Annotated in this window: 18 protein-coding genes; 12 read left to right on the top strand and 6 right to left on the bottom strand. The window is 65.8% G+C overall.

Features of this window, described 5'->3' with window-relative positions; all coding sequences use genetic code 11:
* Positions 1-302: 302 nt before the first annotated feature.
* A complete protein-coding gene (gene htpG, locus ACQP1G_RS00440; RefSeq protein ID WP_433197236.1) occupies positions 303-2,255 on the bottom strand; it encodes a molecular chaperone HtpG in 1,953 nt (650 codons plus the stop codon).
* Positions 2,252-3,928 carry a TM0106 family RecB-like putative nuclease gene (locus ACQP1G_RS00435; RefSeq protein WP_433209474.1) on the bottom strand — a complete coding sequence of 559 codons (1,677 nt, stop codon included), beginning with the start codon at positions 3,926-3,928 and terminating at the stop codon, positions 2,252-2,254. Before ACQP1G_RS00435 ends, htpG begins: the two co-directional genes overlap by 4 nt.
* 266 nt (positions 3,929-4,194) lie before the next feature.
* Here ACQP1G_RS00435 and ACQP1G_RS00430 point away from each other — a divergent pair, with 266 nt between their 5' ends.
* The 9 genes from ACQP1G_RS00430 (at position 4,195) to rraA (ending at position 9,837) form a co-directional block, all read left to right on the top strand.
* Positions 4,195-4,845: a DUF6474 family protein gene (locus ACQP1G_RS00430; RefSeq protein ID WP_433197234.1), complete on the top strand. Its 651-nt coding sequence runs from the start codon at positions 4,195-4,197 to the stop codon at positions 4,843-4,845.
* 59 nt (positions 4,846-4,904) lie between these two features.
* Positions 4,905-5,462 (top strand): hypothetical protein, encoded by a 558-nt coding sequence (locus ACQP1G_RS00425; RefSeq protein ID WP_433197232.1) that lies wholly within the window; start codon positions 4,905-4,907, stop codon positions 5,460-5,462.
* A gap of 42 nt (positions 5,463-5,504) precedes the next feature.
* Entirely contained in the window at positions 5,505-6,152 is a 648-nt protein-coding gene (locus ACQP1G_RS00420) for a YcnI family copper-binding membrane protein (RefSeq protein WP_433197230.1), read from the top strand.
* Positions 6,149-6,718, top strand: a complete 570-nt coding sequence (locus ACQP1G_RS00415) for a copper resistance CopC family protein (RefSeq protein WP_433197228.1) — start codon at positions 6,149-6,151, stop codon at positions 6,716-6,718. Before ACQP1G_RS00420 ends, ACQP1G_RS00415 begins: the two co-directional genes overlap by 4 nt.
* A gap of 13 nt (positions 6,719-6,731) precedes the next feature.
* Entirely contained in the window at positions 6,732-7,667 is a 936-nt protein-coding gene (locus ACQP1G_RS00410; protein ID WP_433197226.1) for a CopD family protein, read from the top strand.
* Between the two features lie 57 nt (positions 7,668-7,724).
* Entirely contained in the window at positions 7,725-8,183 is a 459-nt protein-coding gene (locus ACQP1G_RS00405; RefSeq protein WP_433197224.1) for an SRPBCC family protein, read from the top strand.
* Positions 8,184-8,292: 109 nt separating this feature from the next.
* The gene (locus ACQP1G_RS00400; RefSeq protein ID WP_433197222.1) at positions 8,293-8,673 is read left to right on the top strand and encodes a DUF5313 family protein; all 381 of its coding nucleotides are present in this window, start codon (positions 8,293-8,295) and stop codon (positions 8,671-8,673) included.
* 98 nt (positions 8,674-8,771) lie between these two features.
* On the top strand, positions 8,772-9,137 hold the full coding sequence (locus ACQP1G_RS00395) for a DUF5313 family protein (RefSeq protein WP_433197220.1): 366 nt from the start codon (positions 8,772-8,774) through the stop codon (positions 9,135-9,137).
* 211 nt (positions 9,138-9,348) lie between these two features.
* Complete coding sequence (gene rraA, locus ACQP1G_RS00390) at positions 9,349-9,837, top strand: ribonuclease E activity regulator RraA (RefSeq protein ID WP_433197218.1); 489 nt, start codon at positions 9,349-9,351, stop codon at positions 9,835-9,837.
* A gap of 1 nt (position 9,838) precedes the next feature.
* On the opposite strand, the gene ACQP1G_RS00385 is transcribed toward rraA, so the two are convergent.
* Positions 9,839-10,060, bottom strand: a complete 222-nt coding sequence (locus tag ACQP1G_RS00385; RefSeq protein ID WP_433197216.1) for an RNA-binding S4 domain-containing protein — start codon at positions 10,058-10,060, stop codon at positions 9,839-9,841.
* 222 nt (positions 10,061-10,282) lie between these two features.
* Here ACQP1G_RS00385 and lysX point away from each other — a divergent pair, with 222 nt between their 5' ends.
* Positions 10,283-13,660 carry a bifunctional lysylphosphatidylglycerol synthetase/lysine--tRNA ligase LysX gene (gene lysX, locus ACQP1G_RS00380; protein WP_433209471.1) on the top strand — a complete coding sequence of 1,126 codons (3,378 nt, stop codon included), beginning with the start codon at positions 10,283-10,285 and terminating at the stop codon, positions 13,658-13,660.
* 123 nt (positions 13,661-13,783) lie between these two features.
* Positions 13,784-14,017 (top strand): hypothetical protein, encoded by a 234-nt coding sequence (locus ACQP1G_RS00375; protein ID WP_433197214.1) that lies wholly within the window; start codon positions 13,784-13,786, stop codon positions 14,015-14,017.
* 176 nt (positions 14,018-14,193) lie between these two features.
* On the opposite strand, the gene ACQP1G_RS00370 is transcribed toward ACQP1G_RS00375, so the two are convergent.
* Positions 14,194-14,322 carry a hypothetical protein gene (locus ACQP1G_RS00370; protein ID WP_433197212.1) on the bottom strand — a complete coding sequence of 43 codons (129 nt, stop codon included), beginning with the start codon at positions 14,320-14,322 and terminating at the stop codon, positions 14,194-14,196.
* Positions 14,323-14,423: 101 nt separating this feature from the next.
* Here ACQP1G_RS00370 and ACQP1G_RS00365 point away from each other — a divergent pair, with 101 nt between their 5' ends.
* Complete coding sequence (locus tag ACQP1G_RS00365) at positions 14,424-15,041, top strand: histidine phosphatase family protein (RefSeq protein ID WP_433197210.1); 618 nt, start codon at positions 14,424-14,426, stop codon at positions 15,039-15,041.
* Positions 15,042-15,319: 278 nt separating this feature from the next.
* On the opposite strand, the gene ACQP1G_RS00360 is transcribed toward ACQP1G_RS00365, so the two are convergent.
* The gene (locus tag ACQP1G_RS00360) at positions 15,320-15,514 is read right to left on the bottom strand and encodes a hypothetical protein (protein ID WP_433197208.1); all 195 of its coding nucleotides are present in this window, start codon (positions 15,512-15,514) and stop codon (positions 15,320-15,322) included.
* 66 nt (positions 15,515-15,580) lie between these two features.
* Positions 15,581-16,480, bottom strand: a complete 900-nt coding sequence (locus ACQP1G_RS00355; RefSeq protein WP_433197206.1) for a cutinase family protein — start codon at positions 16,478-16,480, stop codon at positions 15,581-15,583.
* Positions 16,481-16,735 lie beyond the last annotated feature (255 nt).

The following is a 16,735-nucleotide window of genomic DNA, read 5'->3' as shown; positions in this document are numbered from 1 at the left end:
ACGCACCAAACCACTGTTGCCGAAATCGCAATGCGCACAATAAGTTTGGTGATCCAACCGTCGAGTTTCGGGTGCCCTTACAGGGTTGGCAGCGAGCACTTATCCAGAAGTGAGCTATGCCGCGGCAATCAGTTGGCGGCACCGGTAGGCGCATACCGGTTGGGCACCTCGCAAAGGTTGCGCTTGCGCGACGCGCTCACTGGGTGTGTGGCAGCCCAAATGCACAGGGCTCCACGGCGACCAGCGCGGAATGCAGCGGCCGCCCCGCCCCATCGGGGACGGGGCGGCCGCCGGTCGAATTCTCAGAGCGTGCGGGTGAGCCGCTCGGTGAGGATCTGGGCGAAACGGGCCGGATCCTTCAGCTCCCCGCCCTCGGCGAGAACCGCTGTGCCGTAGAGCAATTCGGCGGTTTCGGTGAGCTCGGGGACCTTACCTGCATCGGCATCGTCCTTGCGCGTGTCGTAGGCGTCGCGCAGACCGGTGACCAGCGGATGGGTCGGGTTGAGCTCGAGGATCCGCTTGGTCTCGGGCACCAGCTGACCGGACGCGCGGTACATGCGCTCCAACATCGGGGTGAAGTCGAAGACATCTCCGACGAGGCAGGCGGGCGAGGTGGTGAGCCGGTTGGTCAGGCGCACCTCCTTGACGTTGTCCAGGGACTTGCCGAGCCAGGTGAGCAGTTCCGCGAAATCCTTGTCCTGCTGTTCGCGCAGGGACTCGGTGGCCTTCTTCTCCTCCTCGGTCTCCAGGTCGACCTCGCCCTTGGCGATGGACTGGAACGGCTTGCCGTCGAATTCGGTTACCGAGCCGACCCACATCTCGTCGACCGGATCGATCAGGATCAGCACCTCGCGGCCCTTGGCCTTGAAGGCCTCCATATGCGGGGAGCTTTCGACCTGCTGGCGGGTCTCGCCGGTCATGTAGTAGATGGCGTCCTGGCCATCCTTCATGCGCTCGACGTACTGGGCGAGCGTCGTCAGCTCCTCTTCGGAGTCGGTCGAGGCGAACGACGAAACCTGCAGCAGCGTCTCGCGATTGTCGAAGTCCGAGAGCAGCCCCTCCTTGAGGACGCGGCCGAACTCCTTCCAGAACGTCTGGTACTTCTCTTGGTCGTCCGCACCCTGCAGATCCTTGACCGTGGACAGCACCTTCTTCACCAGGCGCTTGCGGATCATCTGGATCTGCCGGTCCTGCTGCAGGATTTCACGCGACACGTTGAGCGACAGATCCTGCGCATCCACCACACCCTTGACGAAGCGCAGATACTCCGGCATCAGCTCCTCGCAGTTGTCCATGATGAACACCCGCTTGACGTAGAGCTGCACGCCGCGCTTGTGCTCGCGGGTGAACAGATCGAACGGCGCGTGCGAAGGAATGAACAGCAGCGCTTGATATTCGAAGGTGCCCTCGGCCTTCATCGGGATGATCTCCAGCGGATCGTCCCAGCCGTGGCTGACGTGCTTGTAGAACTCCTTGTACTCCTCGTCGCTGACCTCGCTCTTGGGGCGGGTCCACAGCGCCTTCATGGAGTTGAGGGTCTGCTCCTCGAGAATCGTCTTCTCGGTCTTCTCCTCACCCTCACCCTCGGTGACGGTCCGCTCCACCTGCATGCGGATCGGCCACGCGATGAAGTCGGAGTACTTCTTGACGATCTCGCGGAGCTTCCACTCCAGCGTGTAGTCGAAGAGGTGATCGTCCTCGTCGGCGGGCTTGAGGTGCAGCGAGACTGCGGTGCCCTGCGGGGCGTCGTCGAGGGTTTCGATGGTGTAGGTCGACTGCCCCTCGGACTCCCAGCGGGTGCCTTCGGTCTCCCCCGCCTTGCGGGTGGTCAAGGTGACCTTGTCGGCGACCATGAAGGTCGAGTAGAAGCCGATACCGAACTGGCCGATCAGTTCCTCGGCGGCCGCCTCGGACTTGGCCTCGTTCAACTTCTTGCGCAGCTCGGCGGTGCCGGATTTGGCGAGTGTGCCGATCAGATCGACCACCTCGGCGCGAGACATGCCGATGCCGTTATCCCTGACCGTCAGGATCCGGTTGTCCTTGTCGACCTCCAGCTCGACATGCAAATCGGAGGTGTCGACGTGCAGATCCTTATCGCGGAAGGACTCCAGCCGCAGCTTGTCCAGCGCGTCGGAGGCGTTCGAGATCAGCTCCCGCAGGAATGTGTCCTTGTTGGAGTAGACCGAATGGATCATCAGCTCGAGCAGCTGATGGGTTTCTGCCTGGAACTCGAGTTGTTCGACATGCTCTGTCACGTCGCGATAGTACGACTCTTGAAATCGGCGATGCCAGGAACCTCGATATCGGCGCAGTGCGACACCGGCTCGCGCGGCTTCATCCATTCGCGCAGCACCATGGTGGCGCGCACATCGTCCTCGTTGTACTCGAGCAGCCGGGTGCGCTGACTCAGATCGGGTTCGCCCTCGTAGCCGACGGCCAGCCGATACCAGCTCATCGACGCCTCACCGCCCGCCTCGGGATCGCGCCAGGAGAATCCGGCCACCGGCGCGATCTTCTTCAACCCCTTGCCATTCGGGCAGATGAACTGGTCGGAGACGGCCTGGAACATATCCACCCACTGCGGTCCGTCGACGAACGCGCGCACCTGGTCAACCGTCGGCACTCCCGGCCGACCCGCGAACCGGCGCGCCGATTCGTAGAGCCATTTGTCCTCGGCGGTGCGTGAATAGCAGTAGGCGGCAAAGGTTTTCCCGGCCGCGATGGCCTCGGCGCGCACCGTCATCAGCCAGGTCCAGAACTCGCCGAAGGACCGGCCCTCATCCTCGGTTGGCAGCGGATCCCAGGTGACGAACGGGCGGTACACGCCGTCGAGCAGCGTGCCCCACAGGTAGGCGCCGTATTCCTGGAAGCTCTCCAGGTCGACGTCCACCTCGACATCGGCCCGGCGCACCCAGACCCGCTCGGCCCGGCGGACCAGCGGTGCGCCCGCGAGCCAGGCCCGGGCGGTGACGACCGCCTCGTCGAACGGGCCGTGCTGCCAGTCCTCCGGATCGTCACCGACCCAGGCGGCCAGATCGTTGATGGTCTCGACCCCGTGCCCACGCAGCACATCCGCGCGCGAGCCGGGCGCGACCAGGCTGACATCTCGATGTTCGGTCAGCCAACCTTCGCAGCTCTGCCCCGCGACCTGCGCCTCATCGGCGGGCGCCCGGCGCGTCCACCACGGGCATTGGCGGCATTCGGGCACCTTCGACGGAACGGTCGGCAATTCCCCGCGCACCACCGCGATCCGATCGGCGTAGCGCCGGTCGTAATCGTCGAGCAGCGGACCGAGATCGTGTACCAGGATGCGGTCGAAGTGGTAGCCGATCACGCCGCCGACCAGTGCGGGGCTGGCCAGACCGTGCCGCTGCAGCATGCGGTACAGATGTGTGAGCCGCTGTTGGTCGCGGGGCTGCTGGCGCAGTTTGCGATGCGGATCCGGTTGTGGATCCCAGCGATAGGGGTCCGAGGTGGTCGGGTGGAAGTCGGCCGGTTCGGGCTGGCGCGGGTCGGTCACCTTGTGGTTGACCACGATCACCGGGATATAGCCGCCGCGATCGAGATCGCGCAGCAGGATCTCCGAGCCACCGCGGCGCCCGGTATCCGGCTCCTGCGGCAGCAGCCCGCCCCAGATATGTTGTGCGCCTTCGGCACATGCGCGCATCGTGGCCGCGGCCCGCTCCCCCGCGCGCAGTGTCGGATCGATCACCACCCAGTTGTCCGGATCCGCGGCGATCAGTGCCTCGCGCACCCGGGTGCGGTGCGCCGTCGCGGCGTCGCGGCGCTGGCGTACCCCGGCGTCCTCGGTCACCCCGGTCAGCGATTCGGGATGGGCGGCGTTCAAATGCAATCGGTGACGGCAGCCGATCAACGCCCTGGCATCGACGAATGCGGTCGGCCCCGCTGACGTCGGCACCGCATTCACCTCGGCTTGCCGCTCGTCGGCTACGCCTTCGTGATTGTGACCGTCGCGGTCACCGATGCCCGAATACACATACGCAGTATGGTCCAGACCCCTGACAACTCCGCGAACCGCATGACACGGCGCTATGTGCGAGCCAAGTCGAGCACTCACCCACTCGCAGCTGCCACCATGGACCCGATAGGGTACTGACGACACGTGTGACATGGGCGGACGAGCGTTCCCCGACGTCGTACTGCCATGGGAACCAGCAACACGGAGGGCCTTCGATGGGGTTGTTCACGAAGCGCAAACGGCGGCCGAGCCGCAGGGCCGAGGCGAAAGCCCTCAAGCACAAGGCCGCCATGGAGGCGAAACTCGGCGCCAAGAACGACCGCAAGGCCCGGCGCGCGGAGGCACGTACCCAGCGCATGGTCGCCAAGGCCCAGATCTCCACGCTGCAGGCGGAGGAGAAGGCCGCACTCAAGGTGGCGGCCAAGGCCGAGCGGGATCCGTTCAGCGCGAGCCAGGTCCGCAAATACCTCGGTGTCGCCCGTGTGCTCGTGCCGGTACTCGCGCCGCTGGCCTACCGCGCCGCGACCTTCATACGCGGCCAGATCGATACCCGTCGGGCACATCAGCTCGGCATCGGCATCGAACAGCTCGGTGATTTCAGCGGCCACGGCGGTCGCCTACAGGCCCGGATCACCAATACCGAAGCCGCCCTCGACAAGATCGGCACAGAGTCGGGCGACAAGTCGAACAAGGGTGAGACCCAGAAGTTCGTCGTCGCCACCCAGGACCGACTCGGCAATCTGACCGCCGCGATTCGGACCGCCGAGCAGATGCCCGCGCCGCGCCGCCGCGCCGTGCACGCATCGATCTCCAACGAGCTGTCCGGTATCGAGGCCGACGTGTTGGCGCGCCTCGGCGTCAGCTGATCGATAGAATGCGCCCCGGACCGACTACCCGTAGCCTGCGTGGCTGCTCGGTAGGCGGGATGGCCGGGGCGCTCGCCGTCGCCGCGCATGGTGCCGCGGGCGGCGGATTTCCGGATTCGACGGATCTCGCGCTGCTGCTCTTTGTTTCGATGCTGACGGGTTGGGCCGCGGCCTGCGGTACGGGTCGACTCCGGCCACCGTGGCGGGGGGATAACGCGCATTCGGTCACCGATTCGATGAGTGGTGGACGTGCAGCACTGCTCGGTCCGCTCGCGTTCGGTCAGCTCGCCGGACATGCGGTGCTGTCCGGACTGATCGATCACTCCCACGGTCCCAGACCTACCGGTGCACCGCTCGGCGGTCTGCATCCGTCCTATGTACCCACCAGCTGGATGCTGGTGGCGCACCTGATCGCAACCCTCGGCTGCGTCGCACTGATCCTGCTGGCCGAGCGGCTCTACACGGTGGCCTCCAGCGTCATTCGCGCGGTCGCCCCACGATCGTCGGCATCAACCGAGATCACCGGCCCGCTCCGCTGGTCGAATCCCGGTCTCGGAAACTACAGCTTTCCTCCGAACGGCGCGATCGGTCCGCGCGCGCCGCCGGTGTCGGCCTGACCCGCCACACCCAACCCCCCTCGGACAGAAAGCACTTCACTCATGCGCACGCAGATCTCGCATGCCTGCACGGCCGCGGCCGCCGCTGGCCTGGTTCTCCTCGCGGGCGGTACCGCCTCCGCACACGTCACCGCCGATGCACCCGGCGCGACGCAGGGCGGATATTCGGTGGTCACCCTCAAGGTCCCGACCGAATCGGAGACCGCCAACACCACCGCACTGACCGTCACCCTGCCCAACCTCAAGAGCGCTCGCACCGAACCCATCCCCGGCTGGACCGCCAAGGTCGACCGCAACGACAAGGCCGAGGCCATCTCCGTCACCTGGACCGCCGTTCCCGGCACGCCCGGCGTCGGCCCCGGTCAGTTCCAGCGCTTCGTACTCTCGGTCGGCCCATTGCCGAGCCAGGAGACGATCAGCCTCCCGGCCACCCAGACCTACAGCGACGGCAAGATCGTCAAATGGGATCAGCCGATGGGCAGCGACGGCTCCGAACCCGAGCATCCGGCGCCGACGCTCGCCCTCGCGGCGGGGAAGGGCGGCGATGGTCATCACGTCGACGCCGAAGCGGCCGAGACATCGAAGGACACCGACGACACCGCACGCTGGCTGGGTGGCATCGGCCTCGCCCTCGGCCTGCTCGGTGTTGCCCTGGGTCTCGGCAATGTGATCCGCGGACGCCGGGCATGACCGACCAGGGCAGCGCGGTCGTCGCGGCGCGGCGACTGCTCGCCGGGCTCGTCGCCGGTCTGCTCCTGCTGGGCGTGGGTTTGCTCGCGGCAGGCCCGGCCGCGGCGCATTCGTCCCCGGTCAGCAGCGTGCCCGCCGACGGGGCGAGCATCGATACCGGTCCGGAGCGGGTGAGCATCACGTTCAACGAGCCGCTGCAGACGAGCTTTCCGGCGCTGACCGTGGTCGGCCCCGACGGCAATCTGTGGTCCAAGGGCGACCCGACGGTTGACGGCCCCACCGTCAGCGTCGCGGTCGGCGAACTCGGCCCGACCGGCGTCTACAAGATCGGATACCGGGTCACCTCCGCCGACGGACATCCGGTCAAGGGCGAGTTGACCTTCACCCTCACCAAGGCGGGCAATGGCACGCCGGGCCCGAGTGCCAGCAGTCGGAACAGCTCCGGCGATAAGGCCGACTCCGAGGGAATTCCGTTGTGGATCTTCATTGTCGGCGCTGTCATCCTGTTCGGCGGTGGTCTCGCATTCGCCCTGTTCGGCGGTAGGGGCCGGAAACCGCAGCGGTGAGAAGAGCACACGGGTGAACAAGGCGCAGGGGACGACCGGCGGACATGCGCAAGCGCTGCTGCTGGTCGTCCCGGCCGGACTACTCGGGGTGGCGCTGGCCCTGATCCTGGCGATCCCGGCCCCTGCCCAAAGCGCGAGCATCGTCCGAGTGATCGCCGACTGTGCCGGGGCGACCGTGCTCGGGCTGGCCGCGCTGCCCCGGCTGCACGATCGGCTGCGCCCGCCGTGGCGGGTACTCGCGATACTGGCCGGAATCTGGTGTGTCACCGAATTCGCGGTGCTGGTCTTCGAGGCGGCCGCGGTCGTTGGTGTGCCCCTCGGCAGACTCACCGGCGGGCAATTCGGCAACTTCCTGGTCGAGATCAGCGGCGGTCAGGTCGGTATCGCCGTACTGGTCGGCAGCGGTGCGGTCGCCGGCTATTCGGCGCTGGCGTTCCGGCGACCGGAGACCGCATCGGCCGATCTGGTGCTGGTCTTCGCTGCGGTGGCGCTGGCGCTGCGGCCGATCACCGGGCATATGTCGCAGCAGCCCTTCGGTTCGGTGCTCGCGGCGGTGCATGCGCTGGCGGCGGCAGCCTGGTTCGGGCTGCTGGTCGCGCTCGCACTGGTGGTGCGTACCCGCGGTGAATGGGCGGTGACGCTGCCCCGGTATTCGGCCGTGGCATTGCCGATGGTCGGCGTTGTCGCGGTGAGCGGCATCGTCAACGGGCTGGTGCGGGTCGGCGGGATCACGCCGTTCGTGACGACCGGCTACGGACGCATTCTGCTCGCGAAAACCCTTGTGCTGGTTGGTTTGCTGGCGCTGGGCTGGTGGTGGCGACGCACCTGGGTACCGCTCGCGACCAGCCATCGGATGCAGGCCGAATCCTCGCTGCGGCGGGCGGTCGTCGAGGTCGCGGTGATGTCGGTGGCGTTCGGTCTGGCGGCGACACTGGCGGTCACCGCCTGACGCTTGCAAATGCAAGCGCGAGCTGCCGGGCAGATAGCAACCCGTTACAGTTGGGCCATGACCGAAGTGAAGATCGTCGAAGACTGTGCGGCGACGGCCGAAACCGCATTCGCGTATGTCAACGACTACCGAAATCTGTCGCGCTTCATCACCGAGGTCCAGGACTTCACCCCGCGCACCGAACAGGTAGAGGGCGTCGGCGCGACGTTCGACGGCGTCATCAAACTCGGTCCCGCCTCGCTGCATTCGCGGCTCCAGGTGGTGCGCTGGGAGGAGAATTTCGCGATCGCGGTGAAGTCGATCAAGGGCTTCGAGATCGAGTCGACCTTCCTGTTCCACGATAAGGGCGCCGACCTGTGCACCGTCGACGCGATCGTCGACTATCGCGTACCGGGCGGCATTGCCGGAAAGGTGCTCGGCAAGACCATCGAGCCGTTCGTGAAGATCGCGGTCAAGCACTCCACGCACAACCTGACCACCCAGATCGCCGAATTCCACACCAGCAGGCAGAGCTAGCGAACCGCCTTCGAGGGCCGTGCGCGCAGTTGCCAGCGGTCATCGAAGGGGATAGAACGCCGGTCGGCGAAGTTGTCCGGGTGAACCCGGGCGGAGGATGCTGAACAGCATGGCTGAACGCACGACACCGACGCTGCCGCAGCGCATCGGCTATATCTGCGGGCGCACATTGCCCGAGTCGATGTCGGCGTGGGTACTCGACGACCTCACCGGACCGGGCGCGGCGCGGCGCTATCTGATCCGCTTCCTGATCCCGATGATTCCGGTGCTGAGCCTGTTCCTGCTGGTACCGGGGCCGCTGTGGATGGGCTTCGCGATGATGGCGCTGCTGTATCTGCCGCTGATCTATTTCACCGCGGCCTTGATGTACGTGTATCGCAGATCGCGTCTGGTCAAGCACGGCCTCGATCCGGCGCTGGCCGATTCTGCCTCGCGCAAGCGCGCGGAATCCGAGCGTCTGGCCTACGAACGCCGTCACGGTCGCGCCTGATTGCGCCCTTGCCGAATATTCGCCGAACCTGTGGTTACTCGGCCTGACCTGCAATCAATCCGTAGCGGTGACCGACCTCACAGGCATAGCCTTGGCATATGAAACGCCCCACGTTAGGCCAGCGGATCGCCTACGATCTCGGCCGCGAGCTCCCCAAAGAGCTGCACGAGTGGGTTATCCACGACCTCGTCGGGCACGGGGCCATGGAGCGCTATCTCGTCCGGTTCGTCGTACCGTTCATCCCGTTCTTCCTGCTGTGGCTGCTGTTCCCCGGGCCGATGGCATTGAAGATCGGCATGATCGTCATGATGCTCGTGCCGCTGATCCTGTTCACCGTGTCGCTCAGCTACGTCTGGCGTCGCTTCCGATTGGGCCAGCACGGCCTCGATCCGGAATGGATCAACCACAACAAGATGCGCGAAACCGAGCGGATCAAATACCAGATGCATTACGGGCACCGTTAGCAATACGGTTTGCTGGGCGCCCGTCGGTCAGCGCTGACCATCGGCACTCACCCCGACGACCACGGAGCGAGTCTTTAGGCGACCGTTCGCGGCCCGTCTCGTGTCCGAGTCGTCGGAGCGCATGCGGCGCAGTCGCGAGTCTCGACGGCTCGGACGCGAGACACCAGGGGCCCGCGAACCCGCCGCGCCGCAGGCGCGGCAAAATAACACAGTGACCGAATCGCAAAATGTAGTTGCTACCGCGGATCTCGCCGACGAGATCGGCCCGGAAATCCGCAGCTGCGATACGCAGTTCATCCAGTTCGGCGGGCGTGCGGCGTTCTCAGGGCGCATCACCACGATCCGCTGCTTCCAGGACAACCTGCTGGTCAAGCAAACGCTGAGCGAACCGGGCAATGGCGGCGTGCTCGTGGTGGACGGTGGCGCAAGCGTGCACACCGCACTGGTCGGCGACATCATCGCCGGACGCGGCGTGGCCAACGGCTGGTCCGGTGTCATCGTCAACGGCGCGGTGCGTGATTCGGCGATTCTGCGCACGCTCGATATCGGCGTCAAGGCATTGGGCACCAATCCGCGCAAGAGCACCCAGACCGGCTCCGGCGACCGCGATATCCCGATCGAATTCGGCGGGGTCACCTTCGTACCCGGCGATATGCTCTACAGCGACCACGACGGCATCGTGGTCCGCGCCGAGAACTGAACTACACCGCCGCAACCCTGGCCTTGTGACCGGCGATGGCCACAATGTCGCCGACGTGCAGCTGCCGTCCGCGACGTAGTTCCACCTCCTCGTTCACCCGGACCAGCCCCGCGGCGATCACGGTCTTGGCCTCCGACCCGGATTCGATCAGATTGGCCAGCTTGAGGAACTGACCGAGTCGAATGACGTCGTCATCGATCGGCACATCGACTGCATCGGACATGGGATACATCCTTACTCCGTGTCGGTGTTCGGCGAAACGCCAACCCCCGCTCTGACAGCTGACACGCATGAATGACGCGCCGATACCGGCGACGCGAGCGACGGGCCGGGCAGCGGTAGCGCAGCGTGACCACGGAGCGCCCAGGAGGTGTCACGAATGAAACACCGACATGCCCGGGTGGTCTTCGAGCACCAGTACGGCGGCACCGTACACACTGGTGCTGTGACCACCACGCACGCCCGGCAACACATCGACACCGAACCACCCTCGGACAGACCGGCACCACCGGTTCCGCATCGCGGACACGGACGGTTGCGCGAGGTCCCGCATATCGCGGGTCTGCTCCTCGGCGTTTTCGCCGTGCTCTGCTTCCTGTGGAGCCTCTCGCCCGGACTGCGGTACCTGACACATGTGCCGCGTCGCTATATCGACCTGTACTACTTCGACGCACCGGACACCAGCCTCGTATGGGCACTGGTGGTCGGATTGCTCGCGGGGGCGACGGCCAGCCGCAAGCGGATCGCTTGGTGGTTGCTGCTCGGCTATACCGCGCTCTATGCACTGGCGAACGCCCTGGAATTCGCCGACGAGGGCGATATGAACGCGCTCGTGGCCGCGGTGGTGCAGATCGTCGCGATCGGCGTGCTGCTCGCGTCCTGGCGCGAGTTCTACACCAAGGTGCGCCGCGGTGCGGGCTGGAAGGCGTTGGGCGTGCTGGCCGGTGGCCTCGCGGTCGGCTGTCTGCTCGGCTGGGGTCTGGTGGAGCTGCTGCCCGGCTCGCTGCCACAGGGCGTGCAGCGGCCGCTGTGGTCGGTCTATCGGGTGACCGCCGCGGTGCTGGTGGACAACGAACACTTCGACGGCCACCCACGTCCGTTCGTCAACTTCCTGCTCGGTCTGTTCGGCGCCATCGCATTGCTGGCCGCGGTGGTCATCCTGCTGCGCTCGCAACGCGCGGGCAATGCGATGACCGGCACCGACGAATCCGCGATCCGCGGTCTGCTGGAACGCTCCGATGTCGAGGATTCGCTGGGATACTTCGCGACTCGCCGCGATAAGGCCGTGGTCTTCGCGCCGAGCGGCAAGGCCGCGCTCACCTACCGGGTCGAGTTGGGCGTTTGCCTCGCCAGCGGCGATCCGATCGGCATCCGCGAGGCCTGGCCGCAGGCGATCGACGCCTGGCTGCAACTGGCCGACCAATTCGGTTGGGCGCCAGCAGTCATGGGCGCCAGCGAGCTCGGCGCGACAGCATACCGGCGGGCCGGACTCTCGGCGCTGCGCCTCGGCGACGAGGCCATCCTCGACACCAGGACCTTCTCGCTGGCGGGCCCGGAGATGAAACAGGTCCGTCAGGCCGCGAACCGATTGCGCAAGCACGGGATCACCGTTCGGATCCGCCGCCATCGCGATATCTCGGCCGAGGAATTCCCACAGGTGATCGCCCGCGCGGATGCCTGGCGCGACACCGAAACCGAGCGCGGCTTCTCGATGGCGCTCGGGCGGTTGGGCGATCCGCTGGATGGTGACTGCCTTTTGGTGGAGGCGGTGAAGCTCACCCGCCAGCCCACCACCAGCCACAACGGACAACCTTCGGCCGCATCCCAACCCGAGGAGCGCGTGCTCGGCATGTTGTCGCTGGTGCCGTGGGGCCGCACCGGTGCCTCACTCGAGCTGATGCGCCGAGATCCGCACGGCCCGAATGGCGTGATGGAGCTGATGATTTCCCAGCTCGCACTGACCTCCGAACAGCTTGGCATCACCAAGGTTTCGCTGAACTTCGCGGTGTTCCGCTCGGTCTTCGAGGAGGGCGGGCGCATCGGCGCAGGTCCGGTGCTGCGCCTGTGGCGCGGTGTGCTGCTGTTCTTTTCGCGCTGGTGGCAGCTGGAGGCGCTGTATCGGTCGAATGTGAAGTATCAGCCGTACTGGGTGCCACGGTTCTTCCTGTTCGAGGAGCGCAGGCAGCTACCCCGGGTCGCCATGGCCAGTGCGCTCGCCGAGGGCTTCCTGCCGCGCTTCGGCAAGGACCCCGAGACCATCACTCACACCGGTCTGCACAGCGCGGTACCCACGGGCATTACCGGACTGCACGCCGACGGCAGCCCGCCGGATCTGCCGAATATCGTCGGCGCGGAACAGCTGCCACGTCGCCCGGAGCAGGTGCGGGTGCGCATGGACAAACTCGACCGGCTCAGTGCCGAAGGCATCGATGCCTATCCGGTCGCCTATCCCCCGACGCATACCGTTGCGGCAGCACGTCGTTCACCGCGCGGCACCACGGTTCGGGTATGCGGCAGGCTGTTGCGCATCCGCGATTACGGCGGCGTGATCTTCGCGGTGGTCCGGGACTGGACCGACGATATCCAGCTGGTCATCGACCGCGATCGGGTCGGTGCGCAGCGCAGCGCCGAATTCGGTGACTTCTTCGACCTCGGTGACCTGATCGAGGTCAGCGGTCAGATCGGCCGCAGTCGCCGCGGCGAACTCTCCCTGCTCGCGGCAGACTGGCGGATGATCGGCAAATGCCTGCACCCGTTGCCGGACAAGTGGAAGGGCCTGTCCGATCCCGAGGCCAGGGTGCGCCAGCGCTACGTCGATATGGCGATCAATCCGGAGGTCCGCGAGGTGCTGACCAAGCGCACCGCGGTGGTGCGTTCCCTCCGAGATTCGTTGAACGCCTGGGGATATCTCGAGGTCGAGACCCCGATCCTGCAGAAGGTGCACGGCGGCGCCAACGCGACCCCGTTCCTCACCCATATCAACGCCTACGACCTGGATCTGTATCTGCGGATCGCACCCGAGCTGTATCTCAAGCGGCTGTGCGTCGGCGGCATGGAGAAGGTGTTCGAGATCGGCCGCAACTTCCGCAACGAGGGTGTGGACTTCAGCCACAATCCGGAGTTCACCAGCCTCGAGGCCTATGAGGCGCATGCCGACTACGAGCGCATGATGCACCTGGCCCGCCAGCTCATTCAGGACGCCGCGCTGGCGGCCAATGGTGCGATGGTGGCACTGCGCCCCAATCCGGACGGTTCCTTCGAACAGGTGGACATCTCCGGTGAGTGGTCGGTGAAGACCGTGCACGGCGCGGTATCCGAGGCGCTGGGCAGCGAGGTCACACCGCAGACCACACTCGACGAACTGCGCGAACTCTGCGATAAGGCGCAGGTGCCCTATCAGCACGGCTGGGACGCCGGACAGGTCGTGCAGGAAATGTACGAGCATCTGGTCGAATCCCAAACGCAGGAGCCGACTTTCTATATCGACTTCCCCACCTCGGTCTCCCCGCTGACCCGCGCGCACCGCAGCATCCCCGGCGTGACCGAGCGCTGGGATCTGGTCGCCTGGGGCGTCGAATTGGGTACGGCCTACAGCGAACTCACCGATCCGATCGAACAGCGGCGCAGGCTCACCGAACAATCGATGCTGGCGGCCAACGGCGATCCAGAGGCGATGGAGCTCGACGAGGACTTCCTGCAGGCGCTCGAACATGCGATGCCGCCGACCGGCGGGTTGGGGATGGGCGTCGACCGCATCGTCATGCTGATCACCGGCCGCAGTATTCGCGAGACGCTGCCGTTCCCCTTGGTGAAGCCGCGCTGAGCATCGCACCGCCGAGGGGCTCACTATGAAAGATTGCAGTACCGAAAAGTTCCATATGCCGTAATCGCCCGCTAACCTTGATAATTCGGCCCCGGGAGGAGGCCGGTACCTACAACTATGGGGATGCATATGTATCTTGACCTGCTGACCAACACCACTCTGCTGGACCCGCAGGTGTGGGCGAGCGCGGACACCTGGACCAACTCGGACACCTTGTCGTCGGCGATGGAGTTCACGGCCAAGAAAAAGAAGAAGAGCAGCAGTGGGCTGATCATCGGCGGCATCTGCTGCCTGGTCGTCATCGCCCTGATCGTCGGCGGCATCTACCTGCTGACCCAGCGCAAGAAGCAGCAGTAGGCGAAACCATACGACAACGGCCCGGCTCGCGAGCCGGGCCGTTTCGGTATTTCCGACAGACGCCCAGATGGCGGTGCGTTCGGAAGCCACCTCGGCCGCGAGCAGCAGTTCGTCGTCGAGGTCGTCCTGCGGCGCGTGCGGCTGCGGCGGCACCCTCGGGTGACAGCTGGGCGAATCTACAGCCGGTCGATACCGGTCAGGTCGCTGTCGATGTCGAACGGCACGCTCAGCTTCGGTTGCTCATGATGAATGCCGGTGAGCGCGTACACGTCAGTAGCCGGGTCGAGTTCGTATACATGGACCACTGGCCGTCCGTCGACATTCTCGACCCGCCAGAAGTGTGCGAGTCACAACGCACCGATGCCCCGGGGACAGAACCCGACCGGCATACGGCAGAGTGGGCGGGGTGCAGTTGATTCTTGTTCGTCATGCTCAGCCGGTGCGGGTGCTGACCACCGGTGGTCGCGCGGATCCTGAATTGGCGCCGGTTGGGGTGGAGCAGGCGGAGCGGGTGCCCGCGGCATTGAGTCAGCATCGGATCAGCCGGATCGTGAGCAGTCCGCAGCGGCGGGCGCGGGAGACGGCCGAGCCGACGGCGGCGAAGCTGGGCCTCGCGGTCGACGTCATCGATGACCTGGCGGAATACGATCGGGATCTGCCCGCCTACATTCCGATCGAGGACGCCAAGGTCGAATTCCACGCCGTCTATGAGCGGATCAAGTCCGGGCATCTGCCCGAGCAGATCGACGGACCGGCCTTCATTACGCGGGTGCGCGACGCTGTCACCTCGATCGCCGCCCATACCGATCCCGCCGATACGGTGGCCGTCTTCGCGCACGGCGGGGTGATCAATGTGATCCTGCAGGACGTGCTGGGCCTGGTACGGCCGCTGACCTTCCCGATCGACTACTGCTCGATCACCCGAATCCTGTTCTCCCGCAGCGGCCGCCGCACCGCGGCCACCATCAATGAGAACGGGCACGTCTGGGATCTGTTGCCACGCAACATCTCACAGCGATCCTGACGGTTATTCACAGACTCGGTCATTCACAGTCGACTGCCAGACGAGTCGCACCGCAGTCCCAGTGACGGAGCCTTGTATGGGTCCGGTGAGCCGCCGCACCAGCGACTCACGGTCCGAGGAAAGGAACCGTTTTGCTCTCCAAGACATCGACCTCCTTCAGGCGGGGGTTCGCTCGCGTTGCGATCGCAGGCGCCCTGGCCGCAGTTCCGCTCAGTGCACTCGCGGTCACCGCATCCGCGGCCGCGCCCGATTCGTCCGCGCCGACGGTTCAAGCAGCGTCAGACCAGATTCCGTTGCAGGGCACCGATATCGACGGTCAGGACTGGGACGGACCACGCGGCGACCACGATGGCCGCCGTCATCACCATCACCGCGGCCCCGACGATCAGCACGATGGTCCGTGGCAGCCCTGGCAGCCGCCAGCCCTGCCGTCGACCGGCTCGGCCGGCTAGCAGCCCAGACCCGTTGGACAAGCGAAGGCCACCCCTCCGAACAGGAAGGGTGGCCTTCGCTTTTGCCTTGGGACTACCGCCTGGGTATCAGGCCATGCCCGCGATCCAGTTGTGCATCCAGCTGATAGCGGTCTGTCCGCCGCCCACCGGGTAGCTGCCGTAGAGCGTATGCGCCTGCGACTTGTAGAACCGCTCCAGATCCTTGGCCCGCTGCTCGTTCGCGGAGTCGGTCAGCTGCGACTGCAGCGTCGGGACACCCCCGCGCGACATCAGGTCGTTCATGATGGCGCCCGCCTCGAGCTGGTAGCGCCAGATGTTCGCCGGGTTCGCCTCGGAGGTCTGCGCAAGGAATCCGGCGAACCGGGTCACGAAGTCATCGGTAGCGGTGGCGCAGTAGAGATCGTCGACCGCGCAGATGGTGCGGGTGCGATCGCTGAGCCAGCCGAAGCCGCCGACCCGAGCGCCACCGGCACCCCCACCCTGTGCGACCGGACCGACCTGAATGTCGGTGGGCGAACGGCGCGGATCGGAGATCAGGCCGACGCCCGCGATCCGGTCCGCCGGAATCGAGCTGAGGCCGCTGCCGATCTCGGCCGCGAGATCACCCGCGGCATCCGCACCCTGGCTGTAGCCGAGAAGCGCGATCTTGGTGCCGCCGCAGCTCTGCACCATCGCGGTCGCCAGGTCACGGGCCCGGTCGGTCGCTTCCTTCTTGGACGCACCGTAAACATCGCCTTCCCAAGGGAATGCGGTCGCGGCGTACGTCACGTAGTCGACGTCTACCGACCTGGGCAGACCGTTGGTGACGCCGGACAACATACCGGGCTGCGGCGTCTTATCCTTTCCGGTCTCCCAGGTGCCGGGAACGGCAACCACGTAGAGGCTCGGGCACCCCGGATCGGCCGTTACCGAACCGCTACCGAGGACCACGCCGGATGTAACAGCCGCGCACGCACCGAGTACGGCGGCAACTTTCTTCAACCGCATATTGCTCCAGTTCAAAACCGTTGCCCCTTGCGAGAGCAAGCGCCGACAGTCGTTCGCCAACCATGCTGACCTCGGCGGATGTCGGTCCAGTGCACGTCGGGTGAACGCGAGTCACCCGCCGGTATGACATGCACGACGCGACCACATCCCAAGATCACGCACCACGCCGAAGATCACAATAAGGCAACACCACAACTTGCGCCATTCGAACTGGTGGCCGTGTCCGATTCCCGTCACCGACAACAAGACTCGGGC

Source organism: Nocardia sp. CA-107356, assembly GCF_050946365.1.
In the GTDB taxonomy this organism is placed as follows: Bacteria; Actinomycetota; Actinomycetes; order Mycobacteriales; family Mycobacteriaceae; genus Nocardia.
This window is presented reverse-complemented; position numbering and strand designations above follow the sequence as displayed.

Coding starts and splice junctions, on each gene's coding strand:
- ACQP1G_RS00430 (WP_433197234.1), top strand. CDS start 4,195: ATGGGGTTGTTCACGAAGCGCAAACGGCGGCCGAGCCGCAGGGCCGAG.
- ACQP1G_RS00425 (WP_433197232.1), top strand. CDS start 4,905: ATGGCCGGGGCGCTCGCCGTCGCCGCGCATGGTGCCGCGGGCGGCGGA.
- ACQP1G_RS00420 (WP_433197230.1), top strand. CDS start 5,505: ATGCGCACGCAGATCTCGCATGCCTGCACGGCCGCGGCCGCCGCTGGC.
- ACQP1G_RS00415 (WP_433197228.1), top strand. CDS start 6,149: ATGACCGACCAGGGCAGCGCGGTCGTCGCGGCGCGGCGACTGCTCGCC.
- ACQP1G_RS00405 (WP_433197224.1), top strand. CDS start 7,725: ATGACCGAAGTGAAGATCGTCGAAGACTGTGCGGCGACGGCCGAAACC.
- ACQP1G_RS00400 (WP_433197222.1), top strand. CDS start 8,293: ATGGCTGAACGCACGACACCGACGCTGCCGCAGCGCATCGGCTATATC.
- ACQP1G_RS00395 (WP_433197220.1), top strand. CDS start 8,772: ATGAAACGCCCCACGTTAGGCCAGCGGATCGCCTACGATCTCGGCCGC.
- ACQP1G_RS00385 (WP_433197216.1), bottom strand. CDS start 10,060: ATGTCCGATGCAGTCGATGTGCCGATCGATGACGACGTCATTCGACTC.
- ACQP1G_RS00375 (WP_433197214.1), top strand. CDS start 13,784: ATGCATATGTATCTTGACCTGCTGACCAACACCACTCTGCTGGACCCG.
- ACQP1G_RS00355 (WP_433197206.1), bottom strand. CDS start 16,480: ATGCGGTTGAAGAAAGTTGCCGCCGTACTCGGTGCGTGCGCGGCTGTT.